The following is a 16,531-nucleotide window of genomic DNA, read 5'->3' as shown; positions in this document are numbered from 1 at the left end:
ACGGATGACCGAGAGCCTGCGCGAGGCGCTGGGGGCCGCCCGCGATCCCGAGTTCACGATGCTGCTGCCGGAGGGCTGGTCGCGGCTCGAGGCGGACGACGATGCGCGCGACCGGCTGCTCGCCGACGTCCGCGCCGAGCTCCTCGCCGCGCACCGTCCGGACCTCTGGGCGGCGGCGCGGACCTCGATCTCGAAGGCGTTCGAGGCGCTCCGGCGCGCCGGCGGCGTCGCCGTGATGCTGCAGACCTCGAGCGGCGACGGCGTGCCGTTCGTGCCGGCGTCGGTCACGGCGTCGGTGCAGTCGGGCCCCGACGGCGCCACGCTGGACGAGTTCGTCGCCGGCCTCATCGCGCGCGGCGCGACGCCGCTCGGCGACGACAAGCGGTTCATCCGGCTCGAGGAGCGCGAGGTGCGCGAGGAGGACGGCGTGCGCCTCGGGGTCACCACGGTGCGGTACCTCACGCCGGTGCCCGGCAGCCGTCGCCGCCGCGCCCTGCTCCTCACGGCCGTGCTGCCGCACGAGCCGGACGCCCCCGACGACGACCCGCTGCGGTCCGCCACGCGCTTCGCGATCGACGCGCACGTGGCCACCCTCCGGTGGCTTCCGCCGACCGCGGGGCCCGCCGCGTGAGCGCCGGCGAACTCGTCGCCGACCTCGGTCCGCGCTGGCTCGTGGTGCCCGCCGGCATCGGAGCCGACGACCGCGACGCGTGGGTGCGGTCCAACGTCGACCGCGTCCGTGCGCTCGGCGAGGACTGGCCGGCGGATGCCGCGGAGCTCGTGCCGGCGCTCCTCGCCCACGCCGTGGACCGCCGCGGCGAGGACCACCTCGTGCTCACGTTCTGGCCGAGTGTCGTCCCGCTCCCCGCGACGGTGCGGATCTCGGTGCTCGCGTCGCCGGGCCGGGCCGCGATCGCCGACGAGCTGCGGGCCCGGCCCACCTCGCGCGCCGAGCACGTCGACGGCGCCCGGCTCGGCCCCGGCGTCGAGTGGGTGCACGCCGACGCCCTGCCCGGTGAGCGGGGCGAGCAGCTGATCGGCATCCAGGCGTGCTTCGCCGACGACGAGACCATGGTCCTCGTGACGCTCGATCCGACGCTGCCGGCACTGCTCCCCCACGTCGCCGACCCGGTCCGCGAGCTCGCGCGCACCGTCGAGCGGGTGCGGGCCGGGCACCCGTGGGTCGCCCGTCCACTTCCGGAGGGCGTGGGCACGCGGTCGGACCGCGAGACGTGGCCGGCGTGGCACCGGGCGTGACCGGCGCGCGAGGCGTCCCGGACGCCGCGGCCTGGGTGCGCACGCTGCCCCGCGGAGCCCGCGTCGACTGGGACGAGCTCGAGGCGCATGTGCTCCGCGACCACCCGGCCGCGCTGCGGGCCCTCGGGCCGGCCGGCTCCGGCGTGCTCGTCGCGCGTCGCCGCGTGGGGTTCCTGCTCGGAGCGGGGATCGCGGTCGCGACCCTCATCGCCGTGCCGGTGCTCGCCGCACCCGTCCTCGGCCTCGCGGTGCTCGCGGGCGACCCGCTCGGCATCGACGACGTCGACGGTCGCGTCGCGGTGCCGGTCGCCGGGGCGTCGCTGCTCGTCGCGGCCGTCGTCCAGCTCGTGCTCCTCGCCCGCATCGCGCGCGGGCGACCGGACAGTGGCGGCATCGGCGCGGCGACGGCCGTGCTCGCGACGCTCATCGCGGTGGGCACGGCACTGGTCGGCGCGCGGCAGGATGTGCCGGGGTGGCCGGCCTGGACCGCGTCCGCGGTCGGGGTGGCCGTGCTGGGTGGGGTCGTGGCGCGGGCCTCGCGTCGCGCCTCTCGCCGACCGGCTCCGACGGGTGACGTCGACGTCCGCGGTACGGGATCCGGCGAGCGATCGGCGCCGAGCCGCCTCGACCGCGAACGCCGGCTCGACGCCGCCCTCGCCGCGCTCCCGGAAGCGGAACGCGACCGCCTGCTCGACGATCGACGTCGCGCCGTCGAGTGGCTGCGCCTGCAGGGCGTGGTCTCGCCGGAGACGGCGGCCCGGGCCGTGCGCGCGCCGCTCGGCCGGTCGAGCGCGTCCGTCTGACGACGGCCACGGCCCCCTGCCCCGGCCTCGACGTGCGGATGCCGCGTGGGATCGATCCCACGCGGCATCCGCTCCCGTCGGGCGGACCCGGCCGCGCGTCAGCCGGCCAGTTCGATGCGCAGCGTGTCCGGGCGGCCGGGCACGAGGCTCACGTCGACCATCGAGCCCGGCGTGACCCGGGCGAGTTGGAGCGGTGCGACGGGCACGGTCCGCGTCGCCGGGACGGGGATGCCGCCCGGCATCGTCGCGACGAGCTCGAGCTCGACGACGGCGTCCATCCCGATGGCCATCGGCAGCTGCCGGGCGGCGACGACGCTCGCGGTCGCACGGACCCGGGCGAGGTCGAGCGCGGGGTCGTGGGCGGCGACGGCCGAGGCCATCACGCGGTTCGCCTGCTCGAGCGACTGCCGGGCGGCGGCGAGCGATGCGCCGACGTCCATCCGTTCGCGCATGGCGGTCGACTGGGCCCGGAGGGTCCGGAGATCGGTGAGGAACGGCATGTCACACCGCCGCGTAGCGCTCGTTGAACGCCCGGCCGACGCCGCGGTCGGCCTGGATCCGTGCACCCCACCCGGCCTGCGCGGTCGCCCACGCCTCGGGGTCGACGCCGAACATGCCGGCCACGACGGGCAGCTCGGCCTCGTCGTAGCCGAACGCTGCGATGCCCTTGACGATCCGCGCGTACCGGTCGAGGTCGACGCCGGCGATCGGCTCGAGCGCGCCCGCGGCGGGCTCGGCCTGCATCGCCTGCACGGCCATGGCATCCATCCGGCTGCGGTAGGCGGACGACTGCTCGGCGAGCGCGTTCGCCTGGTCGATCAGGCCGGGCGCGGCCTGGACCATCTCGGCCATGTCGCGCAACTGACTGAACATCTTCATGGTTCCTGCTCCTTCTGGGCGGTGGTGGTGGGTCGGGGATCGCTGAGCGGTGATGCGGATGCCGCGGCGTCGGCGTTCCCCCATCGGCGCCGCGGCATCCGGGTCAGTCGTCCGTCGCGCGGCGCCGGGAGAACCGGAGCACGAGGCCGAGGGCGAGGAGCATGGCGGCGAGTGCGGCCGGGAGCCGCAGGTCGGTGCCGGTCTCGGCGAGGGCGGAGGCCGGGGTCGTCGCGGCGGGCACGTGCGCGACGGCGCGTGCAGGCGTGGGCGGCGTCGGAGCCGCCGCGGGCTCGGGGTCGGCCGGGGCGGGCTCGCTCGGCTCGGCGGGCTCGCCCGGCTCGCCCGGCTCGCCCGGCTCGCCCGGCTCGACCGGCTCGACCGGCTCGCCCGGCTCGGCCGGCGTGCACTCCGGGCTCGACCCGGCCTCGCACGGCTCGCCCGATCCGCCAGCGCCCGCGGGCAGCACCTCGAACGTGATGCTCGCCCAGTTGCTGAGCGCGCCGTGCTCGTCGCGGACCTGGTACCCGACGACGAAGGTGCCGACGAAGGCGGGAGCGGGCTCGTACGTGAAGCCGCCGCTGTTGGGGAACCAGTCGAAGCCGGAGGCGGCCTTCGTGGTGTCGGTGACATGGCCCACGATCGCGTCGCCATCGGGATCGACGTCGTTGGCGAGGAACCCGGGGGCCGGCACGTCGAGCGTCGAGCCCTGCTCGAGCGAGTACGCGTCGTCGCCGGCGACCGGCGGATGGTTGACGGCGACGGGCGCGGCGATCGCCGCGGGCGGCTCCGCGGCCGGTTCGTCGGCGCGGGCACCGGCGGCGGCGCCGAGCACGCCGCCGGTGGCGACGACGACGGCCAGGGCGAGCGCGGCCGCACGGCCGTCGGCGGTCCGACGGCGCGCGGAGCCCCGGTCGTGGAGGAGTGCGGGCAATGACATCGATGCTCCTGAGGTCTGGGTTCGCGTGCCCTCTCGGCTCCGCGGGGCGCGTCCGTCGCGCCGGGACGAGCATCCCGTCCTGGCCGCGGGCTCGGATGGGCACGGCCTGCTCATTCCGTCCGGACGGTTGCTCAGGCTCCCGCCGGCATTGCTCACCCGGCAGGCACGGCGCGCTGCATCGCCGCGGCCGGCACGGGTCGGCCGGCGTGCACGGTTTCCCCCGTTCGGGGGTCAATCCGCACGGCCATCGCCGCAGGCCGACGCCGTACAGTGAGACCACCGGCCTCGCCGGAGAGTTTGAAGGACCGAGATGGTGTCGTTGGACCCCGGGGGGACGGCCGACGTGCCCCTCGCGCTCGACGAGAGCTGGCCCCTCGTCGGGCGCGATGCAGAGGTCGAGCGCGCCGCGACGGCGCTCGGGGCGACGTCGCGAGCGGCCTTCGCCTACGGCGCCTCGGGCATCGGCAAGTCGCGCGTCGTCCAGGCCGTCGGGGAACGCCTCGCCGACGACGGATGGCTCGTGCTCACGACGAGCGGCAACCCGGCCCTGAGCGCGATCCCCCTGTCGGCGCTCGCCCCCGTGCTCGCCCGCGAGCCCGCGTCGCTCGTCACCGCGGCCGGCGACCCGGTCGCGCTCTTCGCGGCGGCCTCCTCGGCGGTGCGCCGACTGGCCGACGGGCGCCCGGTCCTGCTCGCCATCGACGACGTCACCGTCGCCGACCCGGTGTCCGTGTCGCTCGTCGCCCAGCTCGTCGAGGCCGGCGTGCTCCGCCTCGCCGCGACCGTGCGCGAGGGCGACCCGGTGCCGGACGGGCTGCTGCCGCTCGCGGCATCCGCCGACGCCGTCCGGCTCGACCTCGGTCCGCTCCGCGTCGAGGACGTCGCGGAGCTGCTCACCCGCGTGCTGGGCGGGGTGGTCGCGCACCGCGACGTCGTCGAGCTCCACCGCGCCGCGCACGGGAACCCGCTGTTCCTCCGCGAGCTCGCGATCGGCGCCGCCGAGGCCGGCTCCCTCGCCTCACGCGACGGCCTGTGGCAGCTCGTCGGCGATCCCGTCGGCACCCCCGCGCTGCGGGACCTGATCCGGGCCCGTCTCCGGGGGCTGGACGACGCCGAACGCGACGCGATCGAGCGACTGGCGCTCTGCGAGCCGCTCGCCTTCGACGAGTTCGCCCGGCCCGGTGCGGCCGAGGCGCTCGCGGGGCTCGAGATGCGCGGACTCGTCCGCGTCGACGAGTCGACCCCGCGCGTGCGGGTCGGACTCGCCCACCCCCACTACGCCGCGGCCGTGCGCGATTCGATGCCGCGAATCCGCGCGATGTCGCTCCTGCTCGACGAGGCCGACCTCGTCGCGTCCCGGCCGATGGACGCCGGCGACGAGCTCCGGGTGGCCGTCTGGCGGCTCGACGCCGGTCGCCCGTCGGACCCCACGCTGCTGGCCAGGTGCGCCGCCCTCGCGCGTTCGGCGCACGACCGGCGGACGGCGGAGCGGCTGGCGGCCGCCGCCGTCGAGGCGGGTGCCGGCGACGCCCCCACGCTGCTGCTCCACGGCGAGCTGCTCTGGTCGCTCGGACGCGGCGCGGACGCGCTCGAGTCGCTCGACCGCGCGCAGCGCGCGTGCCTCGACGACGGCGCCGACGAGATGCTGCTGGCCGCGATCGGCCGGGCGCGTGCGGACGTGCTCGGCGGCGACCCGCTCGGCACGGCTCGGGGCCTGGAGCTGCTCGAGTCGCTCGAGGTCCAACTGCCCGGGCAGTCCGCGACGATCGGGCTCGGCAAGTCGGCGCTGCAGGTCGACCTCGAGCTCGGCACGGCGGCGCTCGCCTCGGTCGAGTCGGTCGCGGCCTCGCTCGCGGCGGACGCGCCGGCGGGTGCCGTGCTCGACCTCGCGTCCGCGATGCCCCTCTCGCTGGTGGGCCGGACCGACGAGGCGGTCGAGGCGGCGCAGCGCGCCGTCGAGCTCGCCCGCCGTCCGGGGTCCCTGATCGCGCCGCGCAGGGCGGAGGTCGTGCTCGCGCACGTGCTGATCGCCGCGGATCGGCTCGAGGAGGCCCGGGGCACCGTCGTCGACTCGCTCCACGACGCGATCCGCGACGACGACGAGCTGACGGCGCGCATCGACGAGTTGACGATGGGCCGCGTCTTCTGGCAGCTCGGGCGGCTGGACACCGCGGCGCGCTGGTTCCGCGACACGGTCGGCGGCGCCGAGCTGCACGGCCCCAAGTCCCTGCGCGAGTTCGCACGCTGCTTCCTCGCGATCGTCGCCGCCGAACAGGGCGATGCGGCCGCCGCCCGGGCCCATCGCGAGCGCGTGGTGCCCGGCCTCGAACACCAGAGCTCGCTCGCGGCCCTCGCCGACGCGTGGATCGACGCCGCAGAGGGCGCCGCGGACCGCGCGAGCGCGCGGCTGCTCGACCGCGTCGACCTGGTGCTGCCGCGGGGCGCCGTGACGGTCGCCTCGACGCTCCTGCACCACGTCGCGCGCTTCGGCTCGCGCACGCACACCGCGCGGGCGGCCGACCGCCTCGAGGAGCTCGCAGCGGCGACCGGCGCCGTCGAGGTCGCCGGGCGCGCCGCCCACGCGCGGGCCGAGGCGGAGGCCCGCCCCGGCGACCTGCGGGCGGCGGCGGCCGAGTGGGAACGCGTCGGGTCGCGGCTGTACGCGGCGGAGGCCCTCGCCTCGGCCGGCCGGGCGGCGCGCGCCGACGGCCGCGGGCGCGAGGCCACGGCCGACCTGCGGCAGGCGACGGCGCTCGCCGCCGCCTGCGAGGGCGCGCGGACGCCCCTGCTCCGCTTCGCGGAGGGCACCGAACCGCTCACGCCGCGCGAACGGGAGGTCGCCTCGCTCGCGGCGCAGGGGCTCAGCTCGAACGAGATCGCCGCGCGCCTCTTCCTCTCGCCGCGCACGGTGAACAACCACCTGCAGTCCACGTACGGCAAGCTCGGCATCCGCGGTCGCCGCGAGCTGCGGATCTGACCGGCGTCGCCACGTCAGGCGGTGACGATCTCGCCGCGCACCCGTTCGAGCCGCTCGCCCACGCGCGCGACCGCGCCGTGGCCGACGCCGAGATCGGCGAGGCTCGTGAGCAGCGTCTGCACGATCCGGTCGAACGCGGCATCCGTGATCTCGAGGCCGGCGTGCGCATCTGCGAGCCCGCGGCCCGAGAAGACCTGCGGACCGCCGAACGCGGCCGAGAGGAACGCGCGCTGGTGCGACCGGAGCCGGTCGAGGTCGACGTCGCGGAACCACGGGCCGAGCTCGTCGTCGGCGACGACGCGCCGGTAGAGCAACGCGACCGCGGTGCGCACGCCGTCCGGCCCGCCGACCTCGTCGTACAGCTCGGTCATGCCGCCCTCCCTCGTCCCTGCGATCCTAGGATGCCGCGCCCCCGCGACCGGCGACTGAGCAGGCGTTGCTCATCCCGGTGGCCGTTCGGCTCCGCCGCGTGGGACGATGCCCGCATGGCGCCGGGCATCGAGTTCGAGCGCGACGTGTTCTCGTCGCGGGGGTGGACCTTGCTCGTCGACGGCGCCGCCCAGTCGCACGTCGACGCCGACGACCCGACGCGCCTCTTCTTCGAGTACGTGCGGCGCATCGGCAACGTCGTCGACGCGGTCGCCGATCCCGGCGCGCCGATCTCGGTGCTGCACCTCGGCGGCGGGGCGATGAGCCTCGCGCGCTACGTCGCCGCGACCCGCCCCGACTCGCGACAGGTCGTCGTCGAGGCCGACGGCCGGCTCGTCGCGCTCGTGACCGAACGGCTGCCGATCCCCGTCGACGCCGGGATCTCGATCCTCGTCGCCGACGCCCGCGACGCGCTCGCGCGGCTGGCCCCCGACCTCAGGTTCGACCTCGTCATCGTCGACCTCTACGCCCGGCTCGAGGCCCCGGCGTTCGTCGACGACCCGACGTTCCTCGGCGCCTGCCTCGAACGGCTCGACGCTCGCGGGCTCCTCGTGGTCAACGTCGCCGACGCCGCGGGCGGGCCGCGCCTCGCGGCGCAGGCGCGGGGCATCGCCCGCGCCGACCCCTCGATCGAGGTCGTCGTGGCCGGTCCTCCGTCGGTGCTGGCCGGGGCCGAGGAGGGCAACGCCGTCATCGTCGCGGGGCACCCGGTCGCGCGGCGCGTGGTCGAGCGGCTCCGCGAGGCGGGGCCCTTCCCGGCCGAGCTGCTCGAGGGGTCGCGGCTGGACGTCGTGCTGTGGGGCGCGTGCTGAGCGGTCGCGGGTAGCGTGGCATCCGTGCCGGAACTCGAACGACGCCTCGCCGTGAGCGGACACCTCGCCCGACTCGAGGAGTCCCGGTCGCGCCCCGGGTCCTGGACGCTCTACGTGGACGGGACCCCGCAGTCCCATGTCGACCTCGAGGAGCCGGAGTGGCTCGGGTTCGAGTACGTCCGTCGGATCGGGCACGCGGCCGACCTCGTGCGTCCGGAGGGCGAGCCGATCACGGCCCTGCACCTCGGCGGCGGCGCGTTCACCCTGCCCCGGTACGTGATCGCGACGCGACCCGGGTCGCGACAGCAGGTCGTCGAGCTCGAGACCGACCTGGTGGACCTGGTCCGGGCGCACCTGCCCCTCCCGCGCACCGCGCAGGTACGCGTTCGGCACGGCGACGCCCGCGAGGTGCTCGCGAAGCTCCCCGCGGGGCTGGACGGCGCGGTCGACCTCGCCGTCGTCGACATCTTCTCGGGTGCGCGGACGCCCGCGCACGTGACGAGCGCCGAGTTCCACGGCCTGGTGTCGCCGCGGCTCGCGCCGGGCGGGATCGTCGCGGTGAACGTCGCGGACGGCGCGGGCCTGGCGTTCGCGCGCTCGCAGGCGGCGACGCTCGCGCACGTGTACGAGCACGTCGCCCTCGCGGCCGACACCTCGATGCTGAAGGGCCGGCGGTTCGGCAACGTGGTGATGTACGCCTCCCACGACCCGCTGCCGTTCGAGGGCCTGCCGCGCCGGCTCGCGAGCGACCCCGTTCCGGCGAAGCTCGTCGACGGCGAGGAGCTCGTGCGGTTCATCGCGGGTGCGCCCGTCGTGACGGACGGCACGGCGGTGCCGTCGCCGCCGCCGTCGCGCTCGGTGTTCCTCGCGAAGCCGTAGCCCCCGCTCAGGCGTGCCGGAACCGCACCGCCTGCCCGGGCCGCACCTGGGCGAGCCGGTCGAGCGACGCGGGCTCGACGATCGCGACGACCGGGTACCCGCCCGTCACGGGCCGGTCGGCGAGCAGCACGGTGGGCACCCCCGCACCGGTGACCTGGACGGCGCCTGGCACGGTGGGCTCGCTGACGAGCTCGCGGGCGACACGGCGCTCGAGCGCCGGCCCCTCGAGGCGCGCGCCGACCCGGTCGGCGGAGGCGGAGACCCGCCACGACGACTCGTGCAGTGCCGCGAGGGCTCCGGGGGTCAGCCAGTCCGCACGCGGACCCGGCAGCAGGCCGAGCGTGACGGCGCCGAGCGGCGGCGGCCACGCCGCGTCGTCGTCGAGCAGCGGGACGGATGCCGCGGGCTCGGGTCCCACCGCGAGGATGCGCCCGGCCTCCACCGGCTCGGGGCCGATCCCCGAGAGCGTGTCGCGGCTGCGCGAGCCCAGCACGGGCGACTCGTCCAGGCCGCCGCGGACGGCCACGAGGTACCGCAGGCCCCGGTCGGCCGGCGCGAGCTCGACGGGTTCGCCCGCGCGCGCCCGTGCGGCCCGGTAGGGGCCGACCTCGTGACCGGCGACGCGCACCGATCCCCACGCGCCGGCGACCGCGAACCAGGTGTCGGCATCGGGCACGAAGCGGAGGCCGCCGAGCACGACCTCGAGCCCCGCGTGCGCGTCGGGATTGCCGACGAGCCGGTTGGCGAGGGCGAGCGCACCCCGATCCAGCGCGCCGGAGGCGGCGACGCCGAGATGGGCGAACCCGGGCCGTCCGAGGTCCTGGACGAGCACGCGCCCCGCCGTCGCCTCGACGCGCAGCCGGGTCATCGGGTCGCCTCGCGGAAGCGCACGCCGCGGCCCGGCAGCAGCGCGGCCGGCGGATCCGCGGCCGGATCCCACAGCACGGCGTCGGTGCGGCCGATCAGGCGCCAGCCGCCCGGACTCTCACGGGGGTAGGCGCCGGAGAACGCGCCGGCGAGGCCCACCGCACCCGGCGGGACGCGCGTGCGGGCGACGTCGAGCCGGGGCACGTCGAAGGGCCAGTCGTCGGCGACGAGGTAGCCGAATCCGGGGGCGAAGCCGATGAACGCGACCCGCCAGTGCGCGGCGACGTGCCGGGCGACGAGGTGCTCGGGCGTGACGTCGAGCACGGCCGCGAGGTCGAGCAGGTCCTCGCCGCGGTAGTCGACCTCGATGACGGCGTCGGCCATGCGGTCGTCCGCAGCGCTGCTCGCCCCGGCGGGCGGCGCACCCGCCCCGCCGGGCGCTCCCGCCCGGCCGTCGTCGATCGACCCACGGTCGCGGGCCGTGCGGCGCACCCAGTTCTCGGCGGACTCGAGGGGCAGCCGGGCGGGGTCGAGCGCCACGAGGAGGGTCCTGGCCGCGGGGACGAGCTCGACCACGCCGTCGGGCGCGGAGCCGGCGAGGGCGTCGTGCAGTGCGAGCACCTCGTCCAGCCCGTCGCACTCCACGAGCAGCGCGGCCCGGCCCGCCGGCAGCACCCGGACGGCTCGGTCGCTCATGCGAACGGCCGTACGTCGTGGCCCGCCTCGGCGAGCGCGGCCCGCACGGCGCGGGCGATGCCCACCGAGCCGGGCGTGTCGCCGTGCAGGCACAGCGAGTCGGGAGCCAGCTCGACCCGCGCCCCGTCGGCCGCGGCGATGCCGCCGGTCTCCACGAGCTCGAGCGCGCGGTCCGCCGCGCGCATCGGGTCCTCGACGAGCGCATCCGGGTGGTCGCGCGGCACGAGCCGGCCGTCGGGCAGGTAGCCGCGGTCGATGAACGCCTCGCGGGCGTAGCGGATGCCGGCCTCGGCGGCGGCGCGCTCGAACTCGCTCTCGGGCGGACCGAGCACGACGATGCCGGGGGCCGCCGCGACGAGCGCTGCGGCGGTCGCGGCGGCCGCGGAGCGGTCGGCGCCGAGCCGGTGGTAGAGCGCCCCGTGAGCCTTGACGTAGCGCACCTCGGTGCCGGCGGCGCGGGCGACGGCGGCGAGCGCGCCGAGCTGGTAGACCACCTCGGCGGCGAGCTCCTCGGCGGAGACGTCGAGCGCACGACGCCCGAATCCGGCACGGTCGCGGTACCCCGGGTGGGCGCCGAGCACCACGCCGTGGCGCACCGCGAGGCGGGCGCTGCGGTGCATGGTGAGCGGGTCGCCGGCGTGGAACCCGCACGCCACGTTGGCGCTCGAGACGACCTCGAACATGGCGGCGTCGTCGCCCATGCGCCAGGCGCCGTACGACTCGCCGAGGTCCGCGTTCAGGTCGATCGCGTGCTCCATGCCTCCATTGTCCCGCGCCGGCGGGGGGCCGTGGCCGTCCGCCACCGTGCAGACTGGGATGCGGAGGAGGTCGTCCATGCGCGCATCGCCGAGTCCGTCCGGGTCTCACCGACCGGGAGCCGTGGGGGTCCTCGCGGCAGTGGCGGCACTCGCCGCCCTGCTCACGGCGTGCTCGGGCGGCGGCGGCGACGGCCCGGTCGTCGTGCCGCCGTCGCCGGACCCGACGACGCCGGCGGTGGCCTCCGCGCCGCCCGCCCTCGCACCGGTCGGCGAGCCGGAGACGCTCGCGACCGGGCTCGACGCCCCGTGGTCGATCCTGCGGCTGCCGGACGGCGGCGTGCTCGTGAGCGAGCGCGACACCGGCCGGATCGTGGAGGTCCTCGCCGACGGGAGCCTCCGCGAGGCGGCCGTCGTGCCCGGGGTCGTGCCCGGCGGTGAGGGCGGCCTGCTCGGGCTGGCGCACCTCGCGGGCGACGGCTCGGCCGCGCCATCCGTCGCCGCCTACCTGTCGACCGCGGACGACAACCGCATCGTGCGGATGCCGCTCACGGGGGCGCCGGGCGAGCTCGGCCTCGGCGAGGCGGAGGTCGTGCTGGACGGCATCCCGCGCGGCGGCCGCCACAACGGCGGCCGTCTCGCGGTCGGCCCCGACGGCTACCTCTACGCGACGACGGGCGACACCGGCGACGGCGGGCTCGCCCAGGACCCGGGCTCGCTCGGCGGCAAGATCCTGCGGATGACGCGGGACGGCGAACCCGCCCCCGGCAACCCGTTCGGCACGCTCGTCTGGAGCCTCGGCCACCGCAACCCCCAGGGCCTCGCATGGGATGCCGCGGGCGGCATGTGGGCGACCGAGTTCGGCCAGAACACGTGGGACGAGCTCAATCGCATCGAGCCGGGCGCGAACTACGGCTGGCCGGTCGTGGAGGGCCGCGCCGACGACGACCGGTTCCACGATCCCGCGGTGCAGTGGCCGACCTCCGAGGCGAGCCCGAGCGGCCTCGCCGTCGTCGGCGACACGCTCGTGCTCGCGGCGCTCCGCGGCGAGCGGCTCTGGTTCGCCTCCCCCGCGCTCACCTCCCCGACCGACGTCGCGGACGCGCTCGCCGGCGAACTCGGACGGCTGCGCGACGTCGTCCCGGGACCCGACGACGACCTCTGGGTCGTCACGAACAACACCGACGGGCGCGGCCTGCCGCGCGACGGGGACGACCGGCTGGTGCGGATCCGCCTCGGACCCGCGGGGTGAGTCCAGCCCCCGATCGGGGGTCCCCCGGATCGGCGGCATGCCGCGCGGTGCGGGCTATCCTCGATCGCATGGCGGATCTCGCGAGGGTTCGGGTCTGGGCGGAGGCGCTCATCACCCTGCACCTCGATCCGGCCGAGTGGACGTTCGCGTTCGACAACGCCAAGAAGCGGGCGGGGCTCTGCAACTACACGTCCAAGCGCATCTCCGTCTCCCGGTACCTCGCCGCCCGGTACGACGACGACGAGATCCACCAGATCCTCCTGCACGAGGTCGCCCACGCGATGGCCGGCCCGCGCGCCGGCCACGGCCCGCGCTGGGCGACCATCGCGGCGGAGATCGGGTACGTCGGGCGCCGCACCCACGACGGGGCCGTCGCCGACGAGCTGGCGCCCTGGATCGGCCGGTGCCCGGTGGGCCACGAGCACTACCGCTACCGCGAGCCCGGGCGCCCGCTCAGCTGCGGCCTGTGCCGGCGCGGGTTCGACCGCCGCAACCTCATCGTGTGGCGGCGGCGCGAGATCACGGCGGCGATGCGCCGCGCCGCGGCGAGCGCCGCGGCCGACTGAGCGCCGGCCGTGCGGCGCGGGATCGACCGTGACCCGATCGTGGCCGTCCGCGATCGGGCGAGCCGGTAGGTTGGTCCGGTGCCCGTCTCGACCGTCTCGATCCCCGTCGGCCAGTGGTTCACGGACGACAGCGGGCGATGGTGGTTCGACTCCGGTTCGTTCGCGCTCGACTTCGCGTACACCGGCGGCCTGCCCGTCGCCGTCGCACCGGAGCGCCTGCACGCGCCCGACGACCTGACGTCCTGGATGCGCGAGCGCTTCCCGATGACCGTGGCCGCGTCGCGCTCGCGCGATCTCTTCGACGCCACGTCGCTGCGCGACGCGATCACGAGGCTGGCGCTCGCCGCGGGGCGGGGCGAGCCGTTCGCGACCGCCGACATCGACGTCGTCAACCTGTACGCCGCGACGCCCGACATCCCGCCGACGCTCGGCGGCGGCTCCCGGCAGGCCGGACGATCGGTGCAGACCGTCGGCCAGGCGCTCTCGACGATCGCGCGCGACGCGGTCGACTGCTTCGGCGAGGCCAACGAGGGCCGCATCCGCATCTGCGCGGGCGGCTGCGGGATCGTCTACCTCGACACCTCGCGCGCCGCGAGCCGCCGCTGGTGCTCGATGCAGCGCTGCGGCAACCGGGCGAAGGTCCGCGCCCACCGGGCGCGGAAGTCGGGGAAGGTGTCGCTCAGCGCGGCGTGAGCACCCGGGCGACGGCCTCGCCGTCGCGGATCGCCGCCGCGCGCAGCACCGCGGGCTCGGCGCCCGCCGCGATCGCCTCCCGTCCGCCGACGGACGCCGTGGCCAGGTGCGCGACCGCGCGCCGGAGCCCCGTGAACGACGCGCACGCGACCGCGGCCTCCGGCGACGTGTCGTCGATGCCGAGTTCGGCGAGCGCGTCGATCACGGCGCCCGCGGCGAGCACGTCGTCGGCCGCGAAGCCGCCGTCGGTGCGCCCTGCGGCGACGATCGCGAGGAAGGCCCGCCGGCCGAGGCGCTCCTGCTCCGCGAGGATCCAGGCCGCCACCGCAGGGGCGTCGCCGAGCCGTGCGAGCACGACCGCCGGGGCGAGCCCGAGCACGTCGGCGGGCGGCGCCGTCGCGGCATCCGCATCGGACGTCCCGGCGCCGACCTGGTCGGCCCAGACCAGGACGTCGGCGCCCGTGGCGATGCGCCGCGCACCGTGCGCCCCCTGGTCGAACCGGACCTGGTACGTCGACTGCGCGGCCGGGTCCGCCGCGGGGCTGGTCTCGCTCACCGCGTCAGGCTACGCGATCGCACCTTCGCGCCCCACTCGTAGGGTGGGTGCATGACCTCGCATGTCGACGACCGGCCCGTCACCATCGTCACCGGCGGCGGCCGCGGCATCGGGCGCGCGATCGCCGAGCGCCTGGCCGCCGACGGCCACGACCTGCTGCTCACCTGGCGGGAGCGGCTCGACGAGGCCGAGGCCGTGGCCGAGCATTGCCGCGCCGCCGGCGCCCGGGTCGAGCTGCTGCAGCTCGACCTCGCCGACCTCGACCGGGTCGCCGACGTGGTCCCGGAGGCCGTCCGCCGGTTCGGACGCGTCACGGGCCTCGTCAACAACGCGGGCATCACGGGCCGCATCGGCCCGTTCCTGGAGGGCTCGATCGAGGAGTCCGAGCTGGTGTTCCGCATCAACGTGCTCGCGCCGATGGCACTGTGCCGCGCGGCCATCGCGCACATGGCCACCGACCTCGGCGGGGCGGGCGGATCGATCGTGAACATCTCGTCCGGTGCGGCCACGCACGGCGCGCCGAACACCTACATCCCGTACGCCGCGAGCAAGGCGGCGCTGAACATCATGACGACGGGGCTCGCGAAGGAGTTCGGTCCGGTCGGCGTGCGGGTCAACACCGTCTCCCCCGGCACGACCCGCACCGAGATCCACGCGGCGGCCGGGCGGCCGAACGCGCCCGACGAGCGCGCCGGGAACATCCCCATGCGCCGCCCGGGCGAACCGCACGAGATCGCGGGCGCCGTCGCCTACCTGCTCTCGGACGACGCGTCGTACACGTCCGGCGCCGACATCCTGATCGCCGGCGGCAAGTAGCGCCGGCAGCGGCGGCGCCGCTCAGCGGTGCAGCGCCGCGTAGTGCGCGAGCGCCTCGGCGTCGCTCGCGCGCGCGGCCGCCCGCCTCGCCGCGTCGAGCGCCGCGACGGGATCCGACTCGCGCCGGGCGATGCCGAGCTGGCGCTCGGCCTCGGCGAGGCGGGTCCGGGCGTCGGCGCCCGCGAACCGGCGCGCCCGCTCGACCGCGTCGGCAGCCACCCGGATCTGGCTCTCCGCGATCGCGATGGCACCGGGGAGGGCGCCGCGTGCGCCGTCCAGCCGGTCGCCCGCGCGCCGCGTGGTCGCCCGCGCGGCCTCGAGCCGGTCGCGCGCGGCGCGCAGCCGGTCGCGCTCGGCGAACGGATCGCCGGCCCGCGACTCCCGGCCCACGAGCAGCGGAGAGAGCTCGCCGATCGCGACCGCGAGCGCCGATCCGGCGTCGACGTCGGCCGCGCGGTCGCGCTCGCGCCGCGCCGCGATGAGCTCCTCGTCGAGCGCGGCGGCCTGCTCCGCGGCATCCGCCGACGCCTGCGCGAGGTCGAGCTCGACGTGCTCGACGCGGGAGAGTTCGCCCTCCGCGCGGTCGAGCGCGTGCGCGGACCGCTCCAGCAGGCCGGCGACGGGTGCCGCCGCCCGGCCGTCGAGGCGCTCCCCGGCCTCGTCGATCGCGCCGGTCGCGACCGCGAGGTCGTGCTCGGCCCGCGACAGCGACCCTCCGGCCCCGGCGAGCGCGGACGCCGAGAAGCGGCTCGCGAGCCGCTCGAGCGTGGATGCCGCGTCCGCGGCACGCGTGCGCAGCCGCGACGCCCGGTCCCGCAGCGCGGGCGCGTCGTCGGCGGCGCCCCGTTCCGCGGCGCGGCGCGAGGCGAGGACGGCGTCGGAATCGGCGAGCGAGCGTTCCACCGAGTCGCACAGCATCGCGATCCGGGTGCTCCAGCCCCGCCGCTCCGCCGCGGTGTCGGGCTCGGCGTCGTCGAGCCGCTGCTGCAGCAGGAACGCCTCGCGGAGCCACCCGCGGGCCTGCGCGACCGTCCGCTCGAGCTCGCGCGCGGTCTCGGCGCCGAACTGGGCGTCGGCGAAGCGGATCTCCTGCAGCGCGTCGCGCACGGCCTCGTCGGCGCCGACCAGCCGGGCCTTCGCCGCGGTCTCCAGCTCGCGGGCGGCATCGGCGTCGCGCACCTCCCGCCGCACCCCGAGCCGGCGGAACACGATGAGCCCGGCGGCGAACGCCAGGGCGGCCGCGCCGAACACCACGAGGGAGGGCAGCCATGCGGCGGCGTCGGGCATGGTCGTGAGCCTAGCCCGTGCGCCCGCACGGCAGCAGGGCGGTCGCCGTGCGACCGCCCGGAATCCGGCG

At 77.0% G+C, this 16,531-nt stretch carries 19 protein-coding genes; 10 read left to right on the top strand and 9 right to left on the bottom strand.

Annotation, left to right across the window (positions count from 1 at the left end):
* Positions 1–4 precede the first annotated feature (4 nt).
* From ABD230_RS17645 to ABD230_RS17635, 3 genes are read left to right on the top strand one after another with little or no spacing between them, the layout of a single operon-like run.
* Positions 5–631, top strand: coding sequence for a hypothetical protein (locus ABD230_RS17645; RefSeq protein WP_344377996.1), 627 nt, complete (start codon positions 5–7; stop codon positions 629–631).
* Positions 628–1,257: a hypothetical protein gene (locus tag ABD230_RS17640; protein ID WP_344377994.1), complete on the top strand. Its 630-nt coding sequence runs from the start codon at positions 628–630 to the stop codon at positions 1,255–1,257. The genes ABD230_RS17645 and ABD230_RS17640 overlap by 4 nt, the downstream gene beginning before the upstream one ends.
* Positions 1,254–2,060 (top strand): hypothetical protein, encoded by an 807-nt coding sequence (locus tag ABD230_RS17635; protein WP_344377992.1) that lies wholly within the window; start codon positions 1,254–1,256, stop codon positions 2,058–2,060. Before ABD230_RS17640 ends, ABD230_RS17635 begins: the two co-directional genes overlap by 4 nt.
* A gap of 98 nt (positions 2,061–2,158) precedes the next feature.
* Here ABD230_RS17635 and ABD230_RS17630 read toward each other — a convergent pair whose 3' ends face one another.
* The 3 genes from ABD230_RS17630 to ABD230_RS17620 form a co-directional block, all read right to left on the bottom strand.
* A complete protein-coding gene (locus ABD230_RS17630) occupies positions 2,159–2,560 on the bottom strand; it encodes a hypothetical protein (RefSeq protein ID WP_344377991.1) in 402 nt (133 codons plus the stop codon).
* A 1-nt stretch (position 2,561) separates the two neighbouring features.
* Complete coding sequence (locus ABD230_RS17625) at positions 2,562–2,939, bottom strand: hypothetical protein (protein ID WP_344377987.1); 378 nt, start codon at positions 2,937–2,939, stop codon at positions 2,562–2,564.
* Between the two features lie 103 nt (positions 2,940–3,042).
* On the bottom strand, positions 3,043–3,876 hold the full coding sequence (locus ABD230_RS17620; RefSeq protein ID WP_344377985.1) for an Ig-like domain-containing protein: 834 nt from the start codon (positions 3,874–3,876) through the stop codon (positions 3,043–3,045).
* 313 nt (positions 3,877–4,189) lie between these two features.
* Between ABD230_RS17620 and ABD230_RS17615 the strand changes: the two genes are divergently transcribed.
* Positions 4,190–6,853, top strand: coding sequence for a LuxR C-terminal-related transcriptional regulator (locus ABD230_RS17615; RefSeq protein WP_344377982.1), 2,664 nt, complete (start codon positions 4,190–4,192; stop codon positions 6,851–6,853).
* A 14-nt stretch (positions 6,854–6,867) separates the two neighbouring features.
* Here the strand turns inward: ABD230_RS17615 and ABD230_RS17610 are convergent, their stop codons facing one another.
* Positions 6,868–7,224 carry a group I truncated hemoglobin gene (locus ABD230_RS17610; protein ID WP_344377978.1) on the bottom strand — a complete coding sequence of 119 codons (357 nt, stop codon included), beginning with the start codon at positions 7,222–7,224 and terminating at the stop codon, positions 6,868–6,870.
* Between the two features lie 114 nt (positions 7,225–7,338).
* Between ABD230_RS17610 and ABD230_RS17605 the strand changes: the two genes are divergently transcribed.
* Both ABD230_RS17605 and ABD230_RS17600 read left to right on the top strand, forming a co-directional pair.
* A complete protein-coding gene (locus ABD230_RS17605; RefSeq protein WP_344377976.1) occupies positions 7,339–8,094 on the top strand; it encodes a spermidine synthase in 756 nt (251 codons plus the stop codon).
* 24 nt (positions 8,095–8,118) lie between these two features.
* Positions 8,119–8,973: a spermidine synthase gene (locus ABD230_RS17600; protein WP_344377973.1), complete on the top strand. Its 855-nt coding sequence runs from the start codon at positions 8,119–8,121 to the stop codon at positions 8,971–8,973.
* Positions 8,974–8,980: 7 nt separating this feature from the next.
* Here ABD230_RS17600 and ABD230_RS17595 read toward each other — a convergent pair whose 3' ends face one another.
* The 3 genes from ABD230_RS17595 to ABD230_RS17585 are packed head-to-tail and all read right to left on the bottom strand — an operon-like array spanning position 8,981 to position 11,294.
* Positions 8,981–9,841 carry a 5-oxoprolinase subunit C family protein gene (locus ABD230_RS17595; RefSeq protein WP_344377970.1) on the bottom strand — a complete coding sequence of 287 codons (861 nt, stop codon included), beginning with the start codon at positions 9,839–9,841 and terminating at the stop codon, positions 8,981–8,983.
* Positions 9,838–10,536 (bottom strand): 5-oxoprolinase subunit B family protein, encoded by a 699-nt coding sequence (locus ABD230_RS17590; protein ID WP_344377967.1) that lies wholly within the window; start codon positions 10,534–10,536, stop codon positions 9,838–9,840. The genes ABD230_RS17595 and ABD230_RS17590 overlap by 4 nt, the downstream gene beginning before the upstream one ends.
* Positions 10,533–11,294: a LamB/YcsF family protein gene (locus ABD230_RS17585; protein ID WP_344377964.1), complete on the bottom strand. Its 762-nt coding sequence runs from the start codon at positions 11,292–11,294 to the stop codon at positions 10,533–10,535. Before ABD230_RS17585 ends, ABD230_RS17590 begins: the two co-directional genes overlap by 4 nt.
* A gap of 121 nt (positions 11,295–11,415) precedes the next feature.
* Between ABD230_RS17585 and ABD230_RS17580 the strand changes: the two genes are divergently transcribed.
* The 3 genes from ABD230_RS17580 (at position 11,416) to ABD230_RS17570 (ending at position 13,802) form a co-directional block, all read left to right on the top strand.
* On the top strand, positions 11,416–12,543 hold the full coding sequence (locus tag ABD230_RS17580) for a PQQ-dependent sugar dehydrogenase (protein ID WP_344377961.1): 1,128 nt from the start codon (positions 11,416–11,418) through the stop codon (positions 12,541–12,543).
* Between the two features lie 68 nt (positions 12,544–12,611).
* The gene (locus ABD230_RS17575; RefSeq protein ID WP_344377957.1) at positions 12,612–13,109 is read left to right on the top strand and encodes a SprT-like domain-containing protein; all 498 of its coding nucleotides are present in this window, start codon (positions 12,612–12,614) and stop codon (positions 13,107–13,109) included.
* A 78-nt stretch (positions 13,110–13,187) separates the two neighbouring features.
* On the top strand, positions 13,188–13,802 hold the full coding sequence (locus ABD230_RS17570) for a CGNR zinc finger domain-containing protein (RefSeq protein WP_344377952.1): 615 nt from the start codon (positions 13,188–13,190) through the stop codon (positions 13,800–13,802).
* Here ABD230_RS17570 and ABD230_RS17565 read toward each other — a convergent pair.
* The gene (locus tag ABD230_RS17565; RefSeq protein WP_344377948.1) at positions 13,789–14,358 is read right to left on the bottom strand and encodes a hypothetical protein; all 570 of its coding nucleotides are present in this window, start codon (positions 14,356–14,358) and stop codon (positions 13,789–13,791) included. The genes ABD230_RS17570 and ABD230_RS17565 overlap by 14 nt on opposite strands.
* Before the next feature lie 51 nt (positions 14,359–14,409).
* On the opposite strand from ABD230_RS17565, the gene ABD230_RS17560 reads away from it, so the two are divergent.
* The gene (locus tag ABD230_RS17560; protein ID WP_344377946.1) at positions 14,410–15,174 is read left to right on the top strand and encodes an SDR family NAD(P)-dependent oxidoreductase; all 765 of its coding nucleotides are present in this window, start codon (positions 14,410–14,412) and stop codon (positions 15,172–15,174) included.
* 21 nt (positions 15,175–15,195) lie between these two features.
* On the opposite strand, the gene ABD230_RS17555 is transcribed toward ABD230_RS17560, so the two are convergent.
* Positions 15,196–16,461 (bottom strand): hypothetical protein, encoded by a 1,266-nt coding sequence (locus ABD230_RS17555; RefSeq protein WP_344377942.1) that lies wholly within the window; start codon positions 16,459–16,461, stop codon positions 15,196–15,198.
* Between the last annotated feature and the right edge of the window lie 70 nt (positions 16,462–16,531).

Origin of the sequence: Agromyces tropicus (assembly GCF_039531345.1) — a bacterium.
GTDB lineage: Bacteria > Actinomycetota > Actinomycetes > Actinomycetales > Microbacteriaceae > Agromyces > Agromyces tropicus.
Note: the sequence above shows the minus strand (reverse complement) of the source record. Positions and strands in the feature narration are given on the sequence as shown.